The sequence below is a fragment of the Shinella sp. H4-D48 genome (genome assembly GCF_022637395.1).
GTDB classification, from domain to species: Bacteria; Pseudomonadota; Alphaproteobacteria; order Rhizobiales; family Rhizobiaceae; genus Shinella; species Shinella sedimenti.
Genome location: NZ_CP093339.1, coordinates 120612 through 140445, shown reverse-complemented (window position 1 = coordinate 140445; position 19834 = coordinate 120612). Strand labels below are relative to the sequence as shown.

The window sequence follows — 19834 nt, the reverse complement described above, 5'->3', positions numbered from 1 at the left end:
GTCTTGCATTCGCAGAAGACGGGTTCACCCGAACTCCATGATCAATTCGTCGACCGCAAGGCTTTGACCGACTGCCGCAGCGACGCGTTTGATGATGCCCTTGCGCTCCGCCTTCAGCACGTTTTCCATCTTCATCGCCTCCACGGTCGCCAGTGTCTGACCCGCTTCAACATGCTCGCCCTCAATCACCATGACCGAGGTGATCACGCCCGGCATCGGGCACAGCAGCATTTTTGACCTATTCGACCGGCGCTTGACCGGCATCAGTCTTGCCAGTTCCGCAACGCGGGGACTACGCACCCTTGCCGTCACATCCATACCGCGCCAGCGTAGCCGGATGGCGGATCCTATGAGATCAACCTTGATCCCGATGGTCTCGCCATCGACATCGAAGGGCGCGAGGCTCTGGCCAGGAAGCCACCCGCTGGCAACACCGATCCGGGCGTCATCCTCAAACACGATGGAAGCTGTGGCTGCGTCGGTTTCCAGCCGCAAGACCTGTTCGAAGCCTGGGAAGGTGACGACCCATTGTTTGCCGACTATGCGACGATGGTTGCCAATCGTTCCGGAGATCTGTGCGGCGCGCTCCTGAAGGCGGTGGTTGATCAACGCAGCAATGGCGGCAAGCTTCTGTGCCGATGCCGCATCAGGGGTGACGCCGAGAAATCCCTCCGGAAATTCCTCGGCAATATAGGCGGTTGTGATCTGTCCTGAACGGAACCGCGCCTGGTTCATTACAGCGGAGAGAAAAGGCAGGTTGTGGCCGATGCCTTCCACCTCGAAAGCGTCGAGTGCCTTTCCCATGGCATCGATTGCCGCCACCCGCGCAGTCCCCGCCTCACCGGGAGACCAGGTGCAGAGTTTCGAGATCATCGGATCGTAATAGATAGAGATTTCGCCGCCTTCGAAGACGCCGGTATCGTTGCGAATGACGACACCATCGGGCTGCGCGCCTTCTTTTGGCGGGCGATAGCGCGTCAACCGGCCGATCGAGGGCAGGAAGTTCCGGTAGGGGTCTTCTGCGTAGAGCCGGCTTTCGATCGCCGATCCGTCAAGCTTCACATCGCCCTGGCCGAAAGCAAGCCTCTCCCCGGATGCAACGCGGATCATCTGCTCCACGAGATCGATCCCTGTCACGAGCTCCGTTACCGGATGCTCCACCTGGAGGCGGGTGTTCATTTCAAGGAAATAGAAATTGCGATTGCCGTCCACGATAAATTCGACCGTGCCGGCGGAATAATATCCAACGGCCTTGGCAAGTGCCACGGCTTGTTCACCCATGGCTTGCCGCGTCGCAGCATCGAGAAACGGAGAAGGCGCTTCTTCAATGACTTTCTGATTACGGCGCTGGATGGAGCATTCCCGTTCTCCCAGGTAGACGACGTTGCCGTGTTGATCGCCCAGCACCTGAATTTCAATGTGGCGCGGCTGGGTGACGAACTTCTCGATGAAGATGCGGTCATCGCCGAACGAAGATTTCGCCTCGTTTTTCGAGGACTGAAACCCCTCGCGCGCCTCGGTATCGTTGAAGGCGATGCGCATGCCCTTGCCGCCGCCACCGGCGGACGCCTTGATCATGACGGGATACCCGATCTGCGATGCGATCCGCACCGCCTCATCCGCATCCTCGATCAGCCCCATATGGCCTGGAACGGTGGAAACACCTGCTTTGGCGGCCAGTTTCTTCGAGGTGATCTTGTCACCCATCGCCTCGATCGCGCCGACAGGCGGGCCGATGAAGACGACGCCCACCTTTTCCAGCGCCTCGGCAAAGGCGGCATTTTCCGACAGGAAGCCGTACCCGGGATGGACTGCATCCGCTCCGGTCTTTGCGATCGCCTCCAGAATTTTATCGATGACGATATAGGACTGCGACGAGGGAGCCGGGCCAATATGAACGGCTTCATCCGCCATCTCCACATGCAGTGCATTGGCGTCCGCATCCGAATAGACCGCGACGGTTTTGATACCCATGGCTCTGGCCGTACGGATAACACGGCACGCGATCTCGCCGCGATTGGCGATGAGGATTTTTTTGATCATGTTTTCGTTCTCAAAGGGGGATAGTATCGTGTTTCTTCCAGCGTGTTTCGACGCTCTTGTTGCGCAGCGAAGCGAAGGCGCGGGCGATGCGGCGGCGCGAGGAATGCGGCATGATGACCTCATCGATGAACCCGCGTTCCGCCGCCACAAAGGGATTGGCGAAACGCTCCTCATATTCCTTCGTGCGCGCGGCGATCTTCTCGGGATCGGCAAGCTCTGAACGATAGAGGATTTCGGCCGCTCCTTTTGCTCCCATGACAGCGATTTCCGCCGTCGGCCAGGCATAGTTCACATCAGCGCCGATATGTTTGGATGCCATCACGTCATAAGCGCCGCCATAGGCCTTGCGGGTGATCAGAGTTACCATCGGCACCGTGGCCTCTGAATAGGCGAACAGAAGCTTAGCCCCGTGCTTGATGACGCCGCCATATTCCTGCGCTGTACCGGGCAGGAAACCCGGCACATCCACCAGTGTCAGCAGCGGAATGTTGAAGGCATCGCAGAAACGCACGAAACGGGCTGCCTTGCGAGAGGCATCGATATCGAGGCAGCCGGCCAGCACCATCGGTTGATTGGCGACAACCCCCACCGTCTGGCCTTCAAGACGAATGAAGCCGGTAATGATGTTGCGGGCAAATGCCTCCTGCAACTCGAAAAAATCGCCCTCATCGGCCAGCGCGTGGATCAATTCCTTCATGTCGTAGGGCTTGTTGGAACTGTCGGGTATCAACGTATCGAGCCGCGCTTCCAGCCGGGCCGGATCGTCGTGGAACGGGCGCATCGGTGGTTTTTCGCGATTGTTGAGCGGCAGGAAATCAAAGAGCAGCCGGACATGCTCCAGTGTTTCGATGTCGTTTTCATAGGCGCCATCGGCCACGGAGGATTTTTTCGTGTGGGTAGAGGCTCCGCCAAGCTCTTCAGCCGTGACGATCTCGTTGGTTACCGTCTTCACCACATCCGGCCCGGTCACGAACATATAGGAGGTATCGCGCACCATGAAGATGAAGTCGGTCATGGCCGGCGAATAGACGGCGCCGCCGGCACAAGGTCCCATGATGACGGAAATTTGCGGCACAATGCCCGAGGCGGTGACATTGCGCTTGAAGACATCGGCATAGCCACCGAGCGAGGCGACACCCTCCTGGATACGCGCACCGCCGGAATCGTTGAGACCAATCACCGGCGCGCCGTTGCGCACCGCCATATCCATGATCTTGCATATCTTCTGGGCATGGGTCTCGGAGAGAGAACCGCCGAGCACGGTGAAATCCTGCGAGAAGACATAGACCTGCCGGCCATTGATGGTACCCCAGCCGGTCACCACACCGTCGCCCGCCACTTTCTGCTCCGCCATGCCAAAATCCACCGCCCGGTGGGTCACGTACATGTCGTATTCCTCGAAGGAACCCTCATCCAGCAGCACATCGATACGCTCGCGCGCCGTCAGCTTGCCCTTGGCATGCTGCGCCTCGATCCGATGTGCCCCACCGCCCAGATAGGCAGATTCCTTTTTTTGCTGCAGTTTCTCGATAACATTCCTCATAGGAGGATTTTCTCTCTTTTTCGGGATTTACATGTTCGGATAGACCGGCCCTTCGCCCCCTTGCGGCGGCACCCAGTTGATGTTCTGGTTGGGGTCCTTGATGTCGCAGGTCTTGCAGTGCACGCAGTTCTGCGCATTGATGACGTAGACGTCCTGGCCATCCTTCTCGACCCACTCGTAGACGCCTGCCGGACAGTAGCGCGTCGACGGGCCGGCGTAGATGTCGAGTTCGGACGTCTTCTGCAGCTCGGGATTCCTGACCTGCAGATGGATCGGCTGGTCTTCCTCGTGGTTGGTGTTCGACAGGAACACCGAGGACAGGCGGTCGAAGGTCAGAACGCCATCCGGCTTCGGATAGTCGATCCGCTGATGCTTCGCCGCCGGTTCCAGCGAGGCCGCATCGGTCTTGCCGTGCTTGAGCGTACCGAAGAACGAGAAGCCGAGAAGCGTGTTCGTCCACATATCGAGACCACCCAGCGCCACGCCGATCGCCGTGCCGAACTTCGACCAGAGCGGCTTGACGTTGCGCACCTTCCTGAGGTCCGAGCCGATGGCGCTGTCGCGCCAGCCCTGCTCGATCTCGATCGGCTCGTCATTGGCGCGGCCGGCCGCAATCGCATCCGCCAGCTTCTCGGCTGCCAGCATGCCCGACAGCACCGCATTGTGGCTGCCCTTGATGCGGGGCACGTTGACGAAGCCGGCCGAGCAGCCGATCAGCGCTCCACCCGGGAAGGACAGTTTCGGCACCGACTGGTAGCCGCCCTCGGTGATCGCACGCGCGCCGTAGGACAGCCGCTTGCCGCCCTCGAAGGTACCGCGGATCGCCGGATGCGTCTTGAAGCGCTGGAACTCCTCGAAGGGATAAAGGTAGGGGTTCTTGTAGTTGAGATGCACCACGAAGCCGACGGCGACCATGTTGTCTTCGAGGTGATAGAGGAACGAGCCGCCGCCGGTCTTCATGCCGAGCGGCCAGCCGAAGGAGTGCTGCACGAGGCCGGGCCTGTGGTTCTCCGGCTTGACCTGCCAGAGTTCCTTGAGGCCGATGCCGAATTTCTGCGGCTCGCGATCCTTCTGGAGGTCGAACGTCGCGATCAGCTGCTTGGCAAGCGAACCACGCACGCCCTCGGAGATCAGCGTATACTTGCCGAGCAGCGCCATGCCGCGCGTGTAGTTCGGGCCGGGCTCGCCGTTGCGCTCGATGCCCATATCGCCGGTGGCCACACCGATGACGGCGCCTTCGTCATTGTAGAGCACTTCGGTGGCGGCAAAGCCGGGATAGATTTCGACGCCAAGCTCTTCCGCCTTGGTCGCCAGCCAGCGACAGACATTGCCGAGCGAGACGATGTAGTTGCCGTGGTTGTTCATCAAGGGTGGCATGAAGGCGTTGGGCAGGCGCACCGAGCCGGCCGGGCCGAGGAACAGGAAATGGTCGTCCGTGACCTCGGTCTTGAACGGATGATCGGCATCCTCGCGCCAGTCCGGCAGCAGGCGATCGATGCCGATGGGATCGACCACGGCGCCGGAAAGAATGTGCGCGCCGACCTCCGAGCCCTTTTCCAGCACGACGACGGTGAGATCAGGATTGACCTGCTTCAGCCGGATCGCCGCCGAAAGGCCGGCAGGACCCGCACCGACGATCACAACGTCGAATTCCATGCTTTCGCGTTCGGAACAGTTCACAGCTTGAACCATCACACAGTTTGCTCACCGTGCTCGACGTGATTATCCCTTAAATAAGCGAAAATGGCGGAGAAATCCTTGTGGCCCTGCCCCGACGCCACAAACGCCTCGTAAAGCCGCCGCGCCTTTGCACCCAGCGGGGTTGCCGCCACACAATCGGTCGCGGCCTGGCTGGCGAGGCGCAGGTCCTTCAGCATCAGAGCGCCCGCAAATCCCGGTGCATAATCACGGTTTGCCGGTGACGTCGGAACGGGGCCCGGCACCGGGCAATAGGTGTTGACCGACCAGCATTGACCAGACGATGTCGACAGGACATCGAACAGTGCCTGATGTTCCAGTCCCAGCTTCTCTCCCAGCACGAACGCTTCGGCCGCACCGATCATGGAAATACCCAGCAGCATGTTGTTGCAGAGCTTCGCCGCCTGTCCCGCTCCTGCTGCTCCGCAGGGAATGATACGTCCGGCCATCGGCTCGAGCACCGGACGCGCGGCTTCGATCGCGTCAGCTTCGCCACCCAGCATGAAGCTCAGTGTTCCGGCTTCCGCACCGCCCGTTCCCCCCGAGACCGGCGCATCCACCGTCACGCAGGCGGGCAGCAGCAGGTGCGCGGCGCGCGCGCTTTCGACATCTATTGTCGAACTGTCGATGACCAGAGTTCCCGGACGGACGATATCAGCAAGCTGTGTCCAGACGTCGAGGACGAGTGCCGCGTTTGGCAACATGGAGATGACGGCATCCACACCATCGACGACCGCATTCACGGAATCGACGACCCGTACTCCACGCTCGGCGGCATTGTGCCGTGCCGCTGGCGCTACGTCGAAGCCAGTGACTGTGTAACCCGCCTTGACGAGATTACCCGCCATCGGCGCGCCCATATTCCCCAGACCTATGAAAGCGATCGACCGGGTCATATCAATTTTCCTTCCATTGGAGAGAATCTGACGGCAGCCTTGGAAACAGCGAGGGACGCGGCTTGATCGCGGCAAGAAGCGCTGCCTGATTGACGTCTTCCAGCCGTGCCGGTGACCAGACGGGAGCGCGATCCTTGTCGATGACAGCGGCACGCACACCTTCATAGAAATCGTGCCCTGCCAGTATCGTCGCATCGGCGGCGTATTCACGGTCGAGGCAGTCTTCGAGTGACGTCGAGCCGTTTGCCTCACGCAAAAGGTGCAGTGTCAGGACGAGGCTAGTCGGTGATTTCCCCGCCAGATGCGCCAGTGTCGCCATCGCAAAATCCGACCCGTCGGCACGCAGCGCTGCAAAAATCCCGGCGATGTTCTCAATGCGGAATATGCGGTCAATGAGAGCGGCATTGTCCTTCAGTGCCGACGCACCGGGATCGACGCTGTAGCTGTCGAGGGCAGCATCCACGGTCCGGCCTGATGCAATATCTGACAACAAGCCCGGAACGGCTTCGGAGGGAATCATGACATCGGCAAGACTGGCCGCAATCGTGTCCGCGGCACCGATACTTGCCCCAGTGAGACCGATCCAGAATCCGAGATGCTCTGGCGCCCGCGCCAGCGTCCAGGTGCTGCCGACATCGGGAAAATAGCCGATACCCGTCTCCGGCATGGCAAAACGTGTCCGCTCCGTTACGACACGATGGCTTCCATGAACGGAAAGGCCAACGCCACCGCCCATGCAGATCCCGTCCATGACGGCGAGCCAGGGCTTGCGCATATGGCTGATCCGGGCGTTCAGACGGTACTCCTCCGCCCAGAAGGCGAGCGCCGCTTCCGGCGTTGTTCGTCCAGTTTGCCAGATCATCTTGATATCGCCACCGGCGCACAGTGCCCGGCCCTCGCCGGTCAACGCAATTGCGCGAACAGCGGGGTTGCTTTCCAGTGCTTCGATTTCCCAGGCGATCTTGCGCACCATATCCAGATTGAGGCTGTTCAACGCCTCCGGCCGGTTGAGATGAATGCGCCCCAATGCGCCATCAACCCCCATTAGCACCGTATCGTTCGCGCCGATGTCTCTTGGAAAATCCTCGGACATCCTACTGTTCTCTCTGAAAATCGGGCTGGCGCTTCTCGATAAAGGCAGCCATGCCTTCGCGCTGGTCATTGGTCCCGAACAGCCGATGGAACATGGCTCGCTCGTACAGAATGCCTTCGCGCAGAGACAGCTCCTCAGCCTTCATGACGGCTTCCCGTGCCAGGCGCGATACGGAACGCGAATAGCCGGCGATCTGTGTCGCTGCGGCCATCGCGGTTTCGATCACATTGGCATCGGGCACAACACGGGCCACGAGGCCGGCGCGCAGTGCTTCTTCTGCTCCCATCATGCGCCCGGTCAGATGCAGATCCATCGACAGGGCCCGGCCAATCTGCTTCGTCATACGCTGGGTGCCCCCCATTCCTGCGATAACGCCGAGCTTGACCTCCGGTTGTCCGAACTTTGCGCTTTCGCCTGCAATGGCAAAATCACACATCATCATCAGTTCGCAACCGCCGCCGAGCGCATAACCGTTGACGGCCGCAATCTTCGGCAAGCGGCTGTCTGCAAAGCGGTCCCAGATCCCGAAGAAGTTTTCCTCGATCATCTCCTGGGCGCTCTTGCCCGCCATTTCGGCGATGTCGGCACCTGCGGCGAAGGCGCGGTCTGAACCGGTGATCACCAAAGCGCCGACGCCCTTGTCGGCGTCAAGTGCTTCGACGGCCGCAATCATCTCGATTGCGAGCTGTGAATTCAACGCGTTGAGCTGTGCTGCACGATTGAGCCGAATCAGTGCGACGCGGCCCTCCCTGCTGATGTCGATCGAGCTTGGCATGGCCATTTCCTAAAGTTGGCGGGCAATCACGAGGCGCTGCACCTCGCTGGTGCCTTCGTAGATCTGGCAGATACGGACGTCGCGATAAATTCGCTCGACCGGATAGTCGGCAAGATAGCCATAACCGCCATGCACCTGGATGGCTGCGGAACACACCTTTTCAGCCATTTCCGACGCGAAAAGCTTGGCCATAGAGGCTTCCGTCAGGCAGGGCCGTCCAGCATCACGCAGGCTTGCCGCATGCAGCACCAGTTGTCTCGCCGCTTCGATCTGGGTCGCCATGTCGGCGAGGCTGAAGCCCACAGCCTGATGTTCGATGATGACCTTGCCAAAGCTTTTGCGCTCCTTGGCATAGGCCGTTGCAGCCTCGAATGCGGCCCGCGCCATACCCACGGCCTGCGAGGCGATACCGATGCGTCCGCCCTCGAGATTGGCGAGTGCAATCCTGTAGCCGTCGCCTTCGTCACCCAACCGATTTTCCACCGGGATGCGCATGCCGTCGAAAGCGAGTGCGCAGGTGTCCGAGCCATGTAGTCCCAGCTTGTGTTCCACCGATACCACATTGTAGCCCGGCGTGTCGGTGGGCACGATAAAGGCAGAGATACCCTTCTTGCCTGCGTCTGGATCCGTCACGGCGAAAACGATGATCACGTTGCCATTCTTGCCGGACGTGATGAATTGCTTCGATCCGTCTATGACATAGTGATCGCCCTCCAGACGGGCACGGGTGCGCAAGGCCGAGGCGTCGGAGCCTGCCTGCGCTTCGGTCAGGGCGAAACCGCCGATCCATTCGCCAGAAGCCATTTTCGGCAGAAACCGCGCCTTCTGATCTTGCGTCCCAAAGCGCATGATGGGCATGCAGCCGACGGAGGAGTGGACGGAGACTATTGTCGAACACGCACCGTCTGCGGCGGCTATTTCTTCCAGCGCCAGCGCATAGGCAACCGTTCCCGTTTGCGAGCCGCCATACTCTTCCGTCACAAGCATTCCGAGAAATCCCAGCTCGCCAAGCTCCGTCAACTCGGCGCGAGGAAAGGCATTTTCCCGATCCCGCGCCGCAGCACCGGGCGCCAGGCGATGAATGGCAAAATCACGCGCTGTCTCACGAATCTGCTCCTGCAGGTCGTCAAGCAACATCAGCTGATCCTTTCGATGGCGATTGCGGTGGCTTCGCCGCCGCCGATGCAGACCGAAGCCATGCCGCGGTCAAGGCGGCGTTCTTCAAGTGCTGCCAGCAATGTGACGATAATGCGCGCACCGGACGCCCCGATGGGGTGGCCCAGCGCGCAGGCGCCGCCGTTCGAATTGACCTTGTCATGCGGCAGGTCGAGCTCTCTCATCGCCGCCATGGCGACCACCGCAAAAGCCTCGTTAATCTCGAACAGATCGACATCCCCGAGCGCCCAGCCCGTTCGCTGTGACAACCGACGCAGCGCTCCGATAGGGGCAGTCGCAAAAAGCGAAGGTTCGCTGGCATATGTCGCATGGCTGACAATGCGCGCCCTCGGCGTCAACCCACGGCGCTCTGCGTCGGACGCCCGCATCAGTACCAGCGCAGCCGCCCCGTCCGAAATGGATGAGGCATTGGCCGCGGTCACTGTTCCACCCTCCCGAAACGCCGGTCGCAACCTGGGAATCTTTTCCGGCTGTGCCTTGCCCGGCTGCTCATCAATGGAAACAACGGCCTGAGCTTTGCCCGCAGGAAGCGTTACCGGCGCGATTTCGGCTGCAAACCGGCCTTCGGCGATTGCCCGTCTGGCCCGTTCCAGAGAGGCCAGCGCGTACGCATCCTGCGCTTCCCGGGTGAGCTGATAGGCCTCGGCACAATCCTCCGCAAAGCTGCCCATCAGGCGGCCTTTATCATAGGCATCTTCCAGCCCGTCGAGAAACATGTGGTCGAGAACCTGCCCATGCCCCATACGGTGACCGGTTCGTGCCTTCGGCAAAAGATAAGGTGCGTTCGACATGCTCTCCATACCGCCGGCGACGGCGATATCCGCTGAGCCGACAGAGATCAGGTCATGGGCGAGCATGACGGACTTCATGCCGGAACCGCACATCTTGTTGAGCGTGGTGGCACCGGCCGTCAGCGGTAGCCCAGCGGCAATCGCCGCCTGACGCGCCGGCGCCTGCCCCTGTCCTGCCGACAGCACGCAGCCCATAAGGATTTCCTCAACGTTCTCTTTGCCCAGGCCGGCCCGCGACAGCGCGCCGTCTATGGCCGCTGCACCGAGTGTCGCCGCTGGAACACCGGAAAGGTCGCCCTGGAAACCGCCCATGGGTGTGCGGGCGGAGCCGACGATCACGATGGGATCTCGTTCATTCATCTTTGTTTCTCCTGCTCATCCCGTTGCAGCGTGCAATCGACAAACTAGCCCGGTTTTCAGCATGCAAAGGGAATCAGCGCGGCGGCATCCTGAGCGCGCCGTCGAGGCGGATGACCTCGCCATTCAGCATCGGGTTTTCGACGATGTGGCGCACCAGCGACGCATATTCCGCCGGACGCCCGAGACGGGGCGGAAAGGGAACGGAGGCGCCGAGCGCATCCTGCACGTCTTGTGGCAAGCCTGACACCATGGGCGTTTCGAAAATTCCCGGCGCAATTGCCATGACGCGGATCGCGTGCCGGGCCAGTTCGCGTGCCGCCGGCAATGTGAGCGATGCAACACCGCCCTTGGAGGCAGCATAGCCGGCCTGCCCGATCTGCCCTTCGAACGCCGCAACCGAAGCGGTGTTGACGATTACGCCACGCTCCCCGTTATCGTGGGACGTCTGCTTCGCCATAGCGTCCGCTGCGAGACGCAGCATATTGAACGTGCCGACAAGATTGATCGCCACCGTTTTCGCGAAGCTCTCAAGGCCGTGCGGCCCCTCACGACCGACGATCTTTTCTGCGGGGCACACGCCGGCGCAGTTGACCAGCACATCGACGCGGCCGAATGTTTCGATGGCGGCCCTTACCGCCGCGGCACCGTCATCGGGGTTGGTGACGTCGGCGCGCACGAAGCGGGCCGCCTCACCCAATTCTGCCGCCAGCGCTGCCCCACGATCCGTGTTCACATCCAGAAGCACGGCCCGAGCACCCGCCTTCACCGCCATCGCGGCGACAGCAGCACCGAGGCCGGAACCTGCCCCACTGACCAGAAACACACTCTTCTCAATCTTCATGCCGAATGATCCTGATTCTGGTCAGCATTCATTTTGTCGATCTCTGCCTTGCGCAGCAAAAACCGCTGTATCTTGCCGCTCGGCGTCTTGGGCAATTCCGTGACGAAATCCACGAGACGCGGATAAGCATGGGCGGACAAACGCCTCTTGACGTACTGCGCCAGTTCCTCGGCGAGCGCGGGCGTGGCCTCCACACCTTTGCCAAGCACGACAAAAGCCTTGACGATTTCCGTGCGATCCGGATCCGGCACACCGATCACGGCAGCCTCGACCACGGCGGCATGCTCGGTCAAAGCACTCTCGACATCGAAAGGGCCGATGCGGTAGCCGGACGACGTTATGAGATCGTCTTCACGGCCGATAAAACTGATGGATCCATCGGCCTCGGCCTCGACCGTATCGCCAGTGCGGTAAAAGCCCCCGGCGATCGCCGGTGTTTCCTGTTGGAAATAGCCCTTGAACCACATGAGAGGCGAGTTGGCGATGTCGACGGCCAGCACGCCGGGCTCGTTGGGACCAAGCTCTCGGCCCTCGTCGTCGAGCACGGCGACGCGGTAGCCCGGCATGGCAAATCCCGCTGAACCGGGCCGAACCGCGTGGGTCAGCCCGTGATGGTTGTTGACGACCATGCCCGTTTCAGTCTGGCCGTAATGGTCGTAAATGGGTGCGGCCAGACGCGTTTCGAACCAGCGCAGGATCTCCGGATTGAGCGGCTCGCCGGCACTGCTGACGACACGCAGCCGCCCTTTAACACCCGCCGCCGCCTCGTCACCCGCGGCAATCAGCAACCGATACGCAGTCGGCGATCCCGCCAGGCTGGTAACACCCAGTCGCGCGATGATGCTATAGGTACTTTCCGCCGTAAAACCGCCTTCGTACAACACGGTCGCACATCCCAGCATCAAGGGGCCGATTACCGCGTAATACAGTCCATAGGCCCAGCCCGGATCGGCAATGTTCCAGAAGACGTCATCCTCGCGCAGATCGATGGCGTAGCGCATATAGGCGGAGAACGAGACAAGGGCGCGCAACGGAACGGGAACACCCTTGGGAAGCCCGGTGGTGCCGGATGTCGACATCATCATAAAGAGATCGTCGCCCTTGAGCATGACCGGCTCGAAGGTCGGACTACTCGCAGCAAGAGCACTGCGGAAATCGATCACACCGTCGCTGCACGGTTCGCCTTCAACACGAACAAGCACGAGTGTGGGACGGTCCGAAATCTCGGCAAACTTCGACGCGTTCGGCGTGTTCGTCACCACCAGTCGGGCATTGCTCATCTTAAGCCGATGTTCGATCGCCTTCGGTCCGAAGGCGGTGAAAAGCGGCTGATACACGGCGCCTATCCGCCACGTGCCCAGGATGGCCGCCAGCAACTCCACCGTCCGCGGCAGCATGCCTGCGACGACGTCTCCTTGCCTCACACCCTGAGACGCGAAAAAGTTCGCGGCACGCGCCGACATGTCGCGCAGTTGTTCGAAAGAATATTCACGCAACACACCATCGGCAGAAAGACAGCGAAGCGCGACCTTGTCGCCCCCCACATGCCTGTCACAACATTCCACGCAGGCATTGATTGCATTGTCCAGATCACCGGCAAGAAGTCCGATGGCCTCTTTCAGTTGGAATGCCGATTTTTCGGCCGCATAGCTGGGTTTTGGCGCATCACCTAGTGAATGCAGCATGCTTTCCTCCTATAAACCCGCGCTGAACGCGTCTCCTCCGGGTATTCATAGAAACTATCAAGTTTTGGCTTGCAAACAATGACAGCCATGAACATGATTGGTGATTGAAAAAACAATGAAGGCGATGCCGTGATTGAGCGACGTATGATATCATCGGGCTTCGTCGAGGACGCCCTTGATTGTTTGCGGCGCCGAAATCTCGATCCATCCGTGGCTTTGGCGCGGGCGAATATTTCACCTTGTGTGCCCGACTATGTCTCGAACGAGCAATACGGTGCGCTCTGGCTTGAGATCGCGGCGCTCTCCGGAGACGAATTTTTCGGGCTGGGGGCAAGGCCGATGCGCCCGGGGAGTTTTAAGCTCTTGTGTCAGGCTGTTTTACATGCAGGGACGCTGGAGCAGGCCCTGCGACGGGCCCTGACGTTTCTCAACATCGTGCTCGACAGCCCGACTGGAGAACTGCGCCACCAGGACGGGCAAGCGGAAATCATTCTGACCAGCGCCGATGCGCCGCGGCCCGCCTTTGCCTATCGAACCTACTGGCTCATCCTGCTTGGCATTCTCTGCTGGCTGATCGGGCGGCGGATACCGCTGCGGCGGGTCGACTTCGCCTGTCCAGCTCCCGTAAATCGTCGCGATTATCTGCAGTTTTTCGGTGCGCCAGTGCACTTCGAACGATCACGCGGCATGCTTGTCTTCAACGCAACCTATCTAACGCTGCCGATAATCCGGGATGAAAAATCGCTGCGGCACTTCCTGCGCGGTGCGCCCGCCAATATCCTGCTGCGCTACCGTCATGACCAGGGCATATCCACGCGCTTGCGGAACCGCTTTGAAATGACGGATGCGGCAGACTGGCCGGATTTTGAGGCCTTTGCCGGTGAGATGAAGCTGTCTCCGGCAACCTTGCGGCGCAGATTGAAAAGCGAGGGACAGAGTTTTATCGCCATTCGCGACGAAATTCGGTACAAACAGGCGCGTAACCTGATGGGCACACAGAAGTTCAGCGTAGCGGATACCGCGGCTCGATTGGGCTACGCAGAACCAAGCGCCTTTTATCGCGCCTTCATAAAATGGTCCGGTATAACGCCTGCGGCCTTTCGCCAGTCCATCGGCGATCGCTCCGCTGGAGATGACGCAGATTGAAACATCCCTCGATTTGACACAGCGAGCCGAGCGATAGATCAGCGGCGGATAAGCAATCTGATCCTGCATAGCGGATTGCCTTGCGCGGCAACAATCCACTCGTCATTATCCGATCAAAGTCTTTTCAGCTCTATATTCGCAGTCACAAGCTTATTGAACGGGATGGTCCGCCTGTCTCAGAGGCATCACGCGAAGAAGTGCGCCACCACGAAACTGCTCATTCCCAGTTCTCCTCATGCGTTATCAATGTGACGCACACGTGTGGAGCGGAGGGCAGAGGAGCACAGCGAGCATGCCCGGTCCTCCGTCCCTCTCCATATTGCCGTCAGGCCGTGACACCTACCCGGTTGCCCTTTCGGGAATTCAGCTCTGTGTGACTATGCGACACGGCAGTCGCCTCTGTTGTCAAAGAAATCGTATCTTCTTTTGCAGGAACGACGCGTAAATCTCCGGCTCCTAGAACAACTTCATCAAACGCAACGTCACGCGGGTATCTTCCTTGAAGCCGCCCTCCACACGCACGTCGCGCTGCAGAAGACCCTGGATCTGGAATGTCGGTGTCAGAAACTTCGCGACCTGCAACCGGATCTGGTCCGACTTGGTCGCAGAACCGGTCGCAATGCCGTCCAGTGTCTGTTCTCCACCCCAGTATTTCGAATAGCCAACGGCCACGTTCCAGCTCGTATCAACGGGCGGCGTGTACGACAGCCAGATTTGCCCCTGATAGGTATTGTCCTGCTCAAGCAGCCCGACGCCGTTTGAAATCGCATCGCGATTGCGCCCATACCACATGGCATCAAATGACGCCTGCACCGTGAAACCGTTGCCCAGTGCTTGCGTACCGCCGATCTGGAGATCGAATTTCCATCGGTTCTCCCCCAGATTGAGCGCATCGCCGGCATCGTAGGACCCAAGTGGCACAAAGAGATATGGCACAACGGCGAATGTCGTCCCGCTTTCCTTGTTGTTGACGAGCCAGAGCGGCGCCGCGAAGATCGGATCGCCGATGCCGCTTGCCGATTCCAGCGCCGTTCCCCCTATGCTGCCATCGTACAAGCGGCCGTAGGGCAGAAGCACTTGCGGCGCAAACGCCAGGCCGCCGATATCGGTATAATGGACATAGCGAAGTATGCCCACATAGGAATCCAGCCCGGTTCCGTCCTTGATCGTCTGTTCATCAGTGGTGACGAAACTTCCCCGCGTGGCGAAGGTCGAATAGGACAGAACGGCATTCGTTCCGCTAGGAGCCGGAATTAGATCCAGCGCATCAAGATCCACGGCCTTGGCCGGTGAACTCATCGCAAAGCCAGATGCCAGCCACGCCGCAAGCAATTTGGTCCGTTTATTCAGAAAATGCATCTCATTCGTTCCCCTTGTTAGCGGGCGGATATCGCATTCGATCCGCCCCGATTGGTATTTCCTGGTGATGTCAAAATGTGTTCCAGTGTCCATTGAGTTCGAATGCACGAACGGGCGACAAGTGTGCTGCAGGCGGGCGTTCGATGGACATGCGCCATCCTTTCCTGTGACGACAAGAGCATTGGATTTCAGCGATGGAATGGGAGAGGCTATTGGCCTTCGGTTCGTCCTGCTTAGCCCGTCGTGCGGCCCGGCCCGGCTCTGCCCTGAACGGATAAGACGCTTTCGTGGTCCTGACGATTACCCTGTCCGGTCTTCACGGCCCCCGGATATGATCTCGCCCCCAGTTGCGCTCATCCTGCTACCTACAAGACGAAGCGCAGCCGCCCGCCGTGGTGCGATTCCCGGAACTCACGCGGGCTGGCCCCGAACCGTTTGCGGAAGGTCCGGCTGAAATGCGAAAGATCATTAAATCCCCAGGCAAAGGCAATTTCCGATATGGACAATCGGGACTGATGATTGGCGAGCGTATCAGCGCAATGATCAAGACGTTTCTCCAGTAACATCCTTTCGAAACACGTGTTCTGCTCGTGGAGCAGGCGCTGAATTTGCCGTCTGGATACGCCAAAACGTAGTGCCACCTTGTCGATATTCATGTCCGTATCGGCGGCATTTTCTTCGATGTGACGCGCTATGGACCGCTTCAATTCAGATCGAAGAATATCGCGGCTGGATTCCAGAGCAGGCTGTGTCGCGCCCATTGCAACCGCGGTCATCTGTGCGATGCTGCGCGAAATCACCTCGGCCGAGCTCGGATCGATATCCCGCGCCTTGCCAGCAACCGACTTGAGAAAATCGATCAGTACCCCTCCAACACCGCTATCACGCCCCACTGTCACAGCAATCGCTGCATCAGGTCTGTTGAAAAGCGGGCGTAGCAAATGTTGCGGGATGCGGAACGAGACGACGTTCCAGTTATCGATAAAATCGAGAGAATAGGGACGTGTCGAATCGACTATCGCGAACTGGTCCGGGTAAACCAAGGTTTCCCGCCCCGCATGCGCGACGCGGCTGCAACCGGCGAGCTGCAGGTTGAGAAAAAAATAACTGCCATCGTCTCGTTTAATTTCCCGACTTCGCCTATGCACGATCTGGGACTGCGACGTGACGTTGACGACGTTGGTATCGGAGATAAGTCTCGCTTCAACGCGACTTGAAAAGCCTCCGTTCGTTCGACGCTCCGGCAGTAGATTTATGAATGCCTCGCAAAGAACCTCGCGCCAGTAACTAAACTGGTCTTTCTCGGGCATATTCTCCGTGGTCCAAACAGTCATCCCTTAACTCCCGACTCGCGATTAACCCCTCCCGCCGCATCCTTATGCTTTTTATCGAAACGGCGTGTTCTGCGCGCGTGGTCATCAATTCCCACGCACCGAGGCCGTCTGTGCAACAGCCTCGGCGTCATGCGTAGTCAAGATGGTCCCGCAGGAACCATAACAGTCCTGCAGGCCAGATCAACGACCTCTCAGCCGCCGCAAGAGCCTAACGGATCATAGTCGTCTTTCAAAAACATCTCATGGAGCTGTCGCCGACGTGCGCCCATATTGCCGCCGTCATAGAGCGGGAAGCAGAGCGCATCCTGCATAAGCTCACCCAGAGGATGGAGTTGGGTGTAGCTATCGACGCCGACGAGCCGCATCGCATCATAGACTACCTGGACTGCAAGTTCCGAACAATAGACCTTCGCCGTGACCGCCAGTTCGACATCCTCGAAATCGCTCTCATCCAAACGGTGGCACGCTTTCCATGTAAGATACCGGGAAGCCTCAATCCGCATTTTGAGGTCGGCAAGCATGAAACCAACATTCTGGTAACCGATGATGGGTGCCGGGCCTGACCGGCAGTCCGTACGGGCGAATTGATAGGCTATCTCGAATGCCGCGCGCATGACGCCGGTGGAGGCTGCCCCGATCAATGCCGCTGTCCATGCAAAGGTCTGTTCGAGGATGCGCTTACCGTCACCGGGGGCGCCGAGAAGGTTCGATACCGGTACACGCACGTTGTTGAACCTTATGCGTGGCGACACCGTGGCGCGATGGCCGAGCGTATCGAGGAAACCCACCACCTCGATGCCCGGCGCGGAGCCGGGAACGACAATCATGGCCAGAGATTCGTCAGGGCCCTTTGCCGGGTCAGTGCGGCACGTGACGGTGTAGAGATGGCAGGTGGTACCGTCCCATCCGGTACCGTTTGTCGTATAATGCTTCTCGCCGTTGATGACATATTCGTCGCCGTCGCGGATCGCGAATGTCTGAACGCCAAAGCGCGGGTCTGGACAATCGAAGTTCGCTCCACCGGTCACTTCCGTGAAGGCAAGCGCCGCAAGCTTGGCATCGCTTCCCGCGAAATCGGGCAAGAAGCGTTTCTTTTGTTCGTCCGTACCAAACCGCGCAATGGGAATGATGCCCAGACCGGTGGCGAGCAACGCAGAAGGGACATTCACATCGATACGAGCAAGTTCTTCGGCAGCAAGCGCAAAGTCCAAGGTTGACATGGCAGTCCCGCCGTATGCCTCCGGGAGCAGCGCCTTCAGGAAGCCCGCGTCCACCATCTTTTGGTAGAAGGGCTTTGTCGCGTAGAACCTGTCTTCCGGTTGAGCGAAGGGGGCAATCGTCGCCTTTACCTGGCTGAGGATCGCTTCCGCAAAAGCGCGGGCATTCTGACGAAGAGCCTTCTGCTCATCGCTCAAGGTGAAATCAATCGACATGATATAGTCCGTTCCCTTTTTTGATATTGTTTACGCTTGGCATCGACAGTGCACCCGCCCCGTTGCGCCGGCGCTTATGATCCGTCTGACAGCATTCACTCGGGGTGCGAGCTCAGCAAACGCCTGGCTCACCGTGCGACGTTGAGCACCTGAATTTGCATGAACTCCTTCAACCCTTCCTCCGATTGCTCCACGCCAATGCCGGATTGCCGGAATCCTGCCATCGGCAAATGCGGGCCGATGGCCAGATGCTGGTTGACCCAGATGGCTCCGGTCTGGATACGATTGGCGACACCGATGGCCCGTTCGGTATCGGCAGACCAGACCGAACCGCCGAGTCCTTGAGGCGAGGCGTTGATGTTACCGATGACCGTCTCGAGATCGTCGAAGCGGATGACGGGGAGAATTGGACCGAACTGCTCCTTGTCGACGATTTCGTCGCCATCCGACACATCGGTAACGATTGCGGGGCTGATGAAGTAACCTGACCGCTCCAGAACTTCTCCCCCCGCGATTACGGTGCCATCCTTGCGGGCTTGCTCGAGAAAGGCTTGTATCTTCTCATACTGGAGCCGGTTCTGAATCGGGCCGATCGTCGTCCCCTGTTCCAAGCCATCTCCGACCACGGCATCGCGGGCGAGTCTGGCCAATTCGTCGCAAAGCGCGTCATGAATTGAGGCATGAACGTAGACGCGTTTGATTGCCAGGCAGACCTGGCCACAATTCAGGAAGCCATAGGTGAAGATCTGCTGTGCGACCGCTGGAACATCCACATCGTCCAGCACGATCGCCGGATCGTTACCGCCGAGTTCCAGTGTCAACCGCTTCAGCGTTCCGGATGCACCGGCCATGATCCGCCGACCGGTTTCCGTCGAACCGGTAAAGCTGATCTTGGCGATGTCGGGATGGTTAGTCAAAAATGGCCCAAGGTCATTGTTGTCGGCGATGATGTTGACCACGCCCGCGGGAAAGATGTCGCGACACAAGGCGCCCAGCATCAGCGTTGCGACCGGCGTGGTCGGCGCGGGCTTCAGAATGATCGCGTTGCCTGCGAGAATTGCGGGAGCAATTTTCCAGCCAGCCAGAAGCAGAGGAAAATTCCACGCGACAATGCCAGCGACGACACCCAGCGGCTGGTACCGCACAACAGCGAGAGCAGACGCGTCATCGCGTACTGTACGGCCAGGAAGTTCAAGCGTGGCATAGTGGCGGATATAACCCTCGACCCAGGCCAGTTCTCCCAGGGATTCCGCGAGGGGCTTGCCCTGTTCCAGCGTGAGCGCCCGGGCGAGCGCATCACTGTTTGCATTGATTGCATCGGCGAGGCGAACGAGACGTGCTTGGCGATCCGAATGCGGCAGCGCGGCCCATTTCGGAAACGCAGCCTTTGCCGCAGCAATGGCCTCCTGCGCCTGTTCTTCCGAGGCGAGCCCGATGGTGATGAATGGCTCACCGGTTGCCGGGTTTACGACGTCGAGCGACCCTGCACCCTCCACCAACTCGCCGTTGATCAGCATAAGCGCTTTCAGATCAACATCATTTTCCAAGATATGCTCCTCCCATTCCCGACCGGCTTCCGCTTGTCGGAAGTCCATTACCTCATTTGGCTAGCAGCTCCCCCAGCGGCCAATGTCTGCAAACGCATCATCTGACCGAGCTGC

15 protein-coding genes are annotated in these 19834 nt (G+C 59.5%); 1 reads left to right on the top strand and 14 read right to left on the bottom strand.

Annotated features, from left to right (window positions below):
• Window positions 1-24: 24 nt before the first annotated feature.
• From MNR02_RS21750 to MNR02_RS21705, 10 genes are all read right to left on the bottom strand, one after another.
• Entirely contained in the window at window positions 25-2043 is a 2019-nt protein-coding gene (locus MNR02_RS21750) for an acetyl/propionyl/methylcrotonyl-CoA carboxylase subunit alpha (RefSeq protein WP_241949825.1), read from the bottom strand.
• 10 nt (window positions 2044-2053) lie between these two features.
• The gene (locus MNR02_RS21745) at window positions 2054-3586 is read right to left on the bottom strand and encodes an acyl-CoA carboxylase subunit beta (RefSeq protein ID WP_241949824.1); all 1533 of its coding nucleotides are present in this window, start codon (window positions 3584-3586) and stop codon (window positions 2054-2056) included.
• A gap of 27 nt (window positions 3587-3613) precedes the next feature.
• Complete coding sequence (locus MNR02_RS21740) at window positions 3614-5278, bottom strand: electron transfer flavoprotein-ubiquinone oxidoreductase (protein WP_241949823.1); 1665 nt, start codon at window positions 5276-5278, stop codon at window positions 3614-3616.
• Window positions 5278-6180, bottom strand: a complete 903-nt coding sequence (gene mmsB / locus MNR02_RS21735) for a 3-hydroxyisobutyrate dehydrogenase (protein WP_241949822.1) — start codon at window positions 6178-6180, stop codon at window positions 5278-5280. The genes MNR02_RS21740 and mmsB overlap by 1 nt, the downstream gene beginning before the upstream one ends.
• Before the next feature lies 1 nt (window position 6181).
• Window positions 6182-7342, bottom strand: coding sequence for an enoyl-CoA hydratase/isomerase family protein (locus tag MNR02_RS21730; RefSeq protein ID WP_371746786.1), 1161 nt, complete (start codon window positions 7340-7342; stop codon window positions 6182-6184).
• Entirely contained in the window at window positions 7275-8048 is a 774-nt protein-coding gene (locus tag MNR02_RS21725; protein WP_305854565.1) for an enoyl-CoA hydratase-related protein, read from the bottom strand. Before MNR02_RS21725 ends, MNR02_RS21730 begins: the two co-directional genes overlap by 68 nt.
• Before the next feature lie 9 nt (window positions 8049-8057).
• Window positions 8058-9185, bottom strand: a complete 1128-nt coding sequence (locus MNR02_RS21720; protein ID WP_241949820.1) for an acyl-CoA dehydrogenase family protein — start codon at window positions 9183-9185, stop codon at window positions 8058-8060.
• Entirely contained in the window at window positions 9185-10375 is a 1191-nt protein-coding gene (locus MNR02_RS21715) for an acetyl-CoA C-acyltransferase (RefSeq protein WP_241949819.1), read from the bottom strand. The genes MNR02_RS21720 and MNR02_RS21715 overlap by 1 nt, the downstream gene beginning before the upstream one ends.
• Window positions 10376-10448: 73 nt before the next feature.
• Window positions 10449-11216: an SDR family NAD(P)-dependent oxidoreductase gene (locus MNR02_RS21710; RefSeq protein WP_241949818.1), complete on the bottom strand. Its 768-nt coding sequence runs from the start codon at window positions 11214-11216 to the stop codon at window positions 10449-10451.
• Window positions 11213-12901, bottom strand: coding sequence for an acyl-CoA synthetase (locus MNR02_RS21705; protein WP_241949817.1), 1689 nt, complete (start codon window positions 12899-12901; stop codon window positions 11213-11215). Before MNR02_RS21705 ends, MNR02_RS21710 begins: the two co-directional genes overlap by 4 nt.
• A 132-nt stretch (window positions 12902-13033) precedes the next feature.
• Between MNR02_RS21705 and MNR02_RS21700 the strand changes: the two genes are divergently transcribed.
• On the top strand, window positions 13034-14047 hold the full coding sequence (locus tag MNR02_RS21700; protein ID WP_241949874.1) for an AraC family transcriptional regulator: 1014 nt from the start codon (window positions 13034-13036) through the stop codon (window positions 14045-14047).
• 456 nt (window positions 14048-14503) lie between these two features.
• Here MNR02_RS21700 and MNR02_RS21695 read toward each other — a convergent pair whose 3' ends face one another.
• The 4 genes from MNR02_RS21695 to MNR02_RS21680 form a co-directional block, all read right to left on the bottom strand.
• On the bottom strand, window positions 14504-15406 hold the full coding sequence (locus tag MNR02_RS21695; protein WP_241949816.1) for a transporter: 903 nt from the start codon (window positions 15404-15406) through the stop codon (window positions 14504-14506).
• A 365-nt stretch (window positions 15407-15771) separates the two neighbouring features.
• Window positions 15772-16740, bottom strand: coding sequence for a helix-turn-helix domain-containing protein (locus tag MNR02_RS21690; protein WP_241949815.1), 969 nt, complete (start codon window positions 16738-16740; stop codon window positions 15772-15774).
• 191 nt (window positions 16741-16931) lie between these two features.
• Complete coding sequence (locus MNR02_RS21685; protein WP_241949814.1) at window positions 16932-18173, bottom strand: acyl-CoA dehydrogenase family protein; 1242 nt, start codon at window positions 18171-18173, stop codon at window positions 16932-16934.
• Between the two features lie 128 nt (window positions 18174-18301).
• Window positions 18302-19690, bottom strand: a complete 1389-nt coding sequence (locus MNR02_RS21680; protein WP_241949873.1) for an aldehyde dehydrogenase family protein — start codon at window positions 19688-19690, stop codon at window positions 18302-18304.
• Between the last annotated feature and the right edge of the window lie 144 nt (window positions 19691-19834).

Bases quoted from the DNA above. Each gene is read 5' to 3' on its own strand.
- MNR02_RS21750 (WP_241949825.1), bottom strand. From the start codon at position 2,043: ATGATCAAAAAAATCCTCATCGCCAATCGCGGCGAGATCGCGTGCCGT.
- MNR02_RS21745 (WP_241949824.1), bottom strand. From the start codon at position 3,586: ATGAGGAATGTTATCGAGAAACTGCAGCAAAAAAAGGAATCTGCCTAT.
- MNR02_RS21740 (WP_241949823.1), bottom strand. From the start codon at position 5,278: ATGGTTCAAGCTGTGAACTGTTCCGAACGCGAAAGCATGGAATTCGAC.
- mmsB (WP_241949822.1), bottom strand. From the start codon at position 6,180: ATGACCCGGTCGATCGCTTTCATAGGTCTGGGGAATATGGGCGCGCCG.
- MNR02_RS21730 (WP_371746786.1), bottom strand. From the start codon at position 7,342: ATGACCAGCGCGAAGGCATGGCTGCCTTTATCGAGAAGCGCCAGCCCG.
- MNR02_RS21725 (WP_305854565.1), bottom strand. From the start codon at position 8,048: ATGCCAAGCTCGATCGACATCAGCAGGGAGGGCCGCGTCGCACTGATT.
- MNR02_RS21720 (WP_241949820.1), bottom strand. From the start codon at position 9,185: ATGTTGCTTGACGACCTGCAGGAGCAGATTCGTGAGACAGCGCGTGAT.
- MNR02_RS21715 (WP_241949819.1), bottom strand. From the start codon at position 10,375: ATGAATGAACGAGATCCCATCGTGATCGTCGGCTCCGCCCGCACACCC.
- MNR02_RS21710 (WP_241949818.1), bottom strand. From the start codon at position 11,216: ATGAAGATTGAGAAGAGTGTGTTTCTGGTCAGTGGGGCAGGTTCCGGC.
- MNR02_RS21705 (WP_241949817.1), bottom strand. From the start codon at position 12,901: ATGCTGCATTCACTAGGTGATGCGCCAAAACCCAGCTATGCGGCCGAA.
- MNR02_RS21695 (WP_241949816.1), bottom strand. From the start codon at position 15,406: ATGCATTTTCTGAATAAACGGACCAAATTGCTTGCGGCGTGGCTGGCA.
- MNR02_RS21690 (WP_241949815.1), bottom strand. From the start codon at position 16,740: ATGACTGTTTGGACCACGGAGAATATGCCCGAGAAAGACCAGTTTAGT.
- MNR02_RS21685 (WP_241949814.1), bottom strand. From the start codon at position 18,173: ATGTCGATTGATTTCACCTTGAGCGATGAGCAGAAGGCTCTTCGTCAG.
- MNR02_RS21680 (WP_241949873.1), bottom strand. From the start codon at position 19,690: ATGCTGATCAACGGCGAGTTGGTGGAGGGTGCAGGGTCGCTCGACGTC.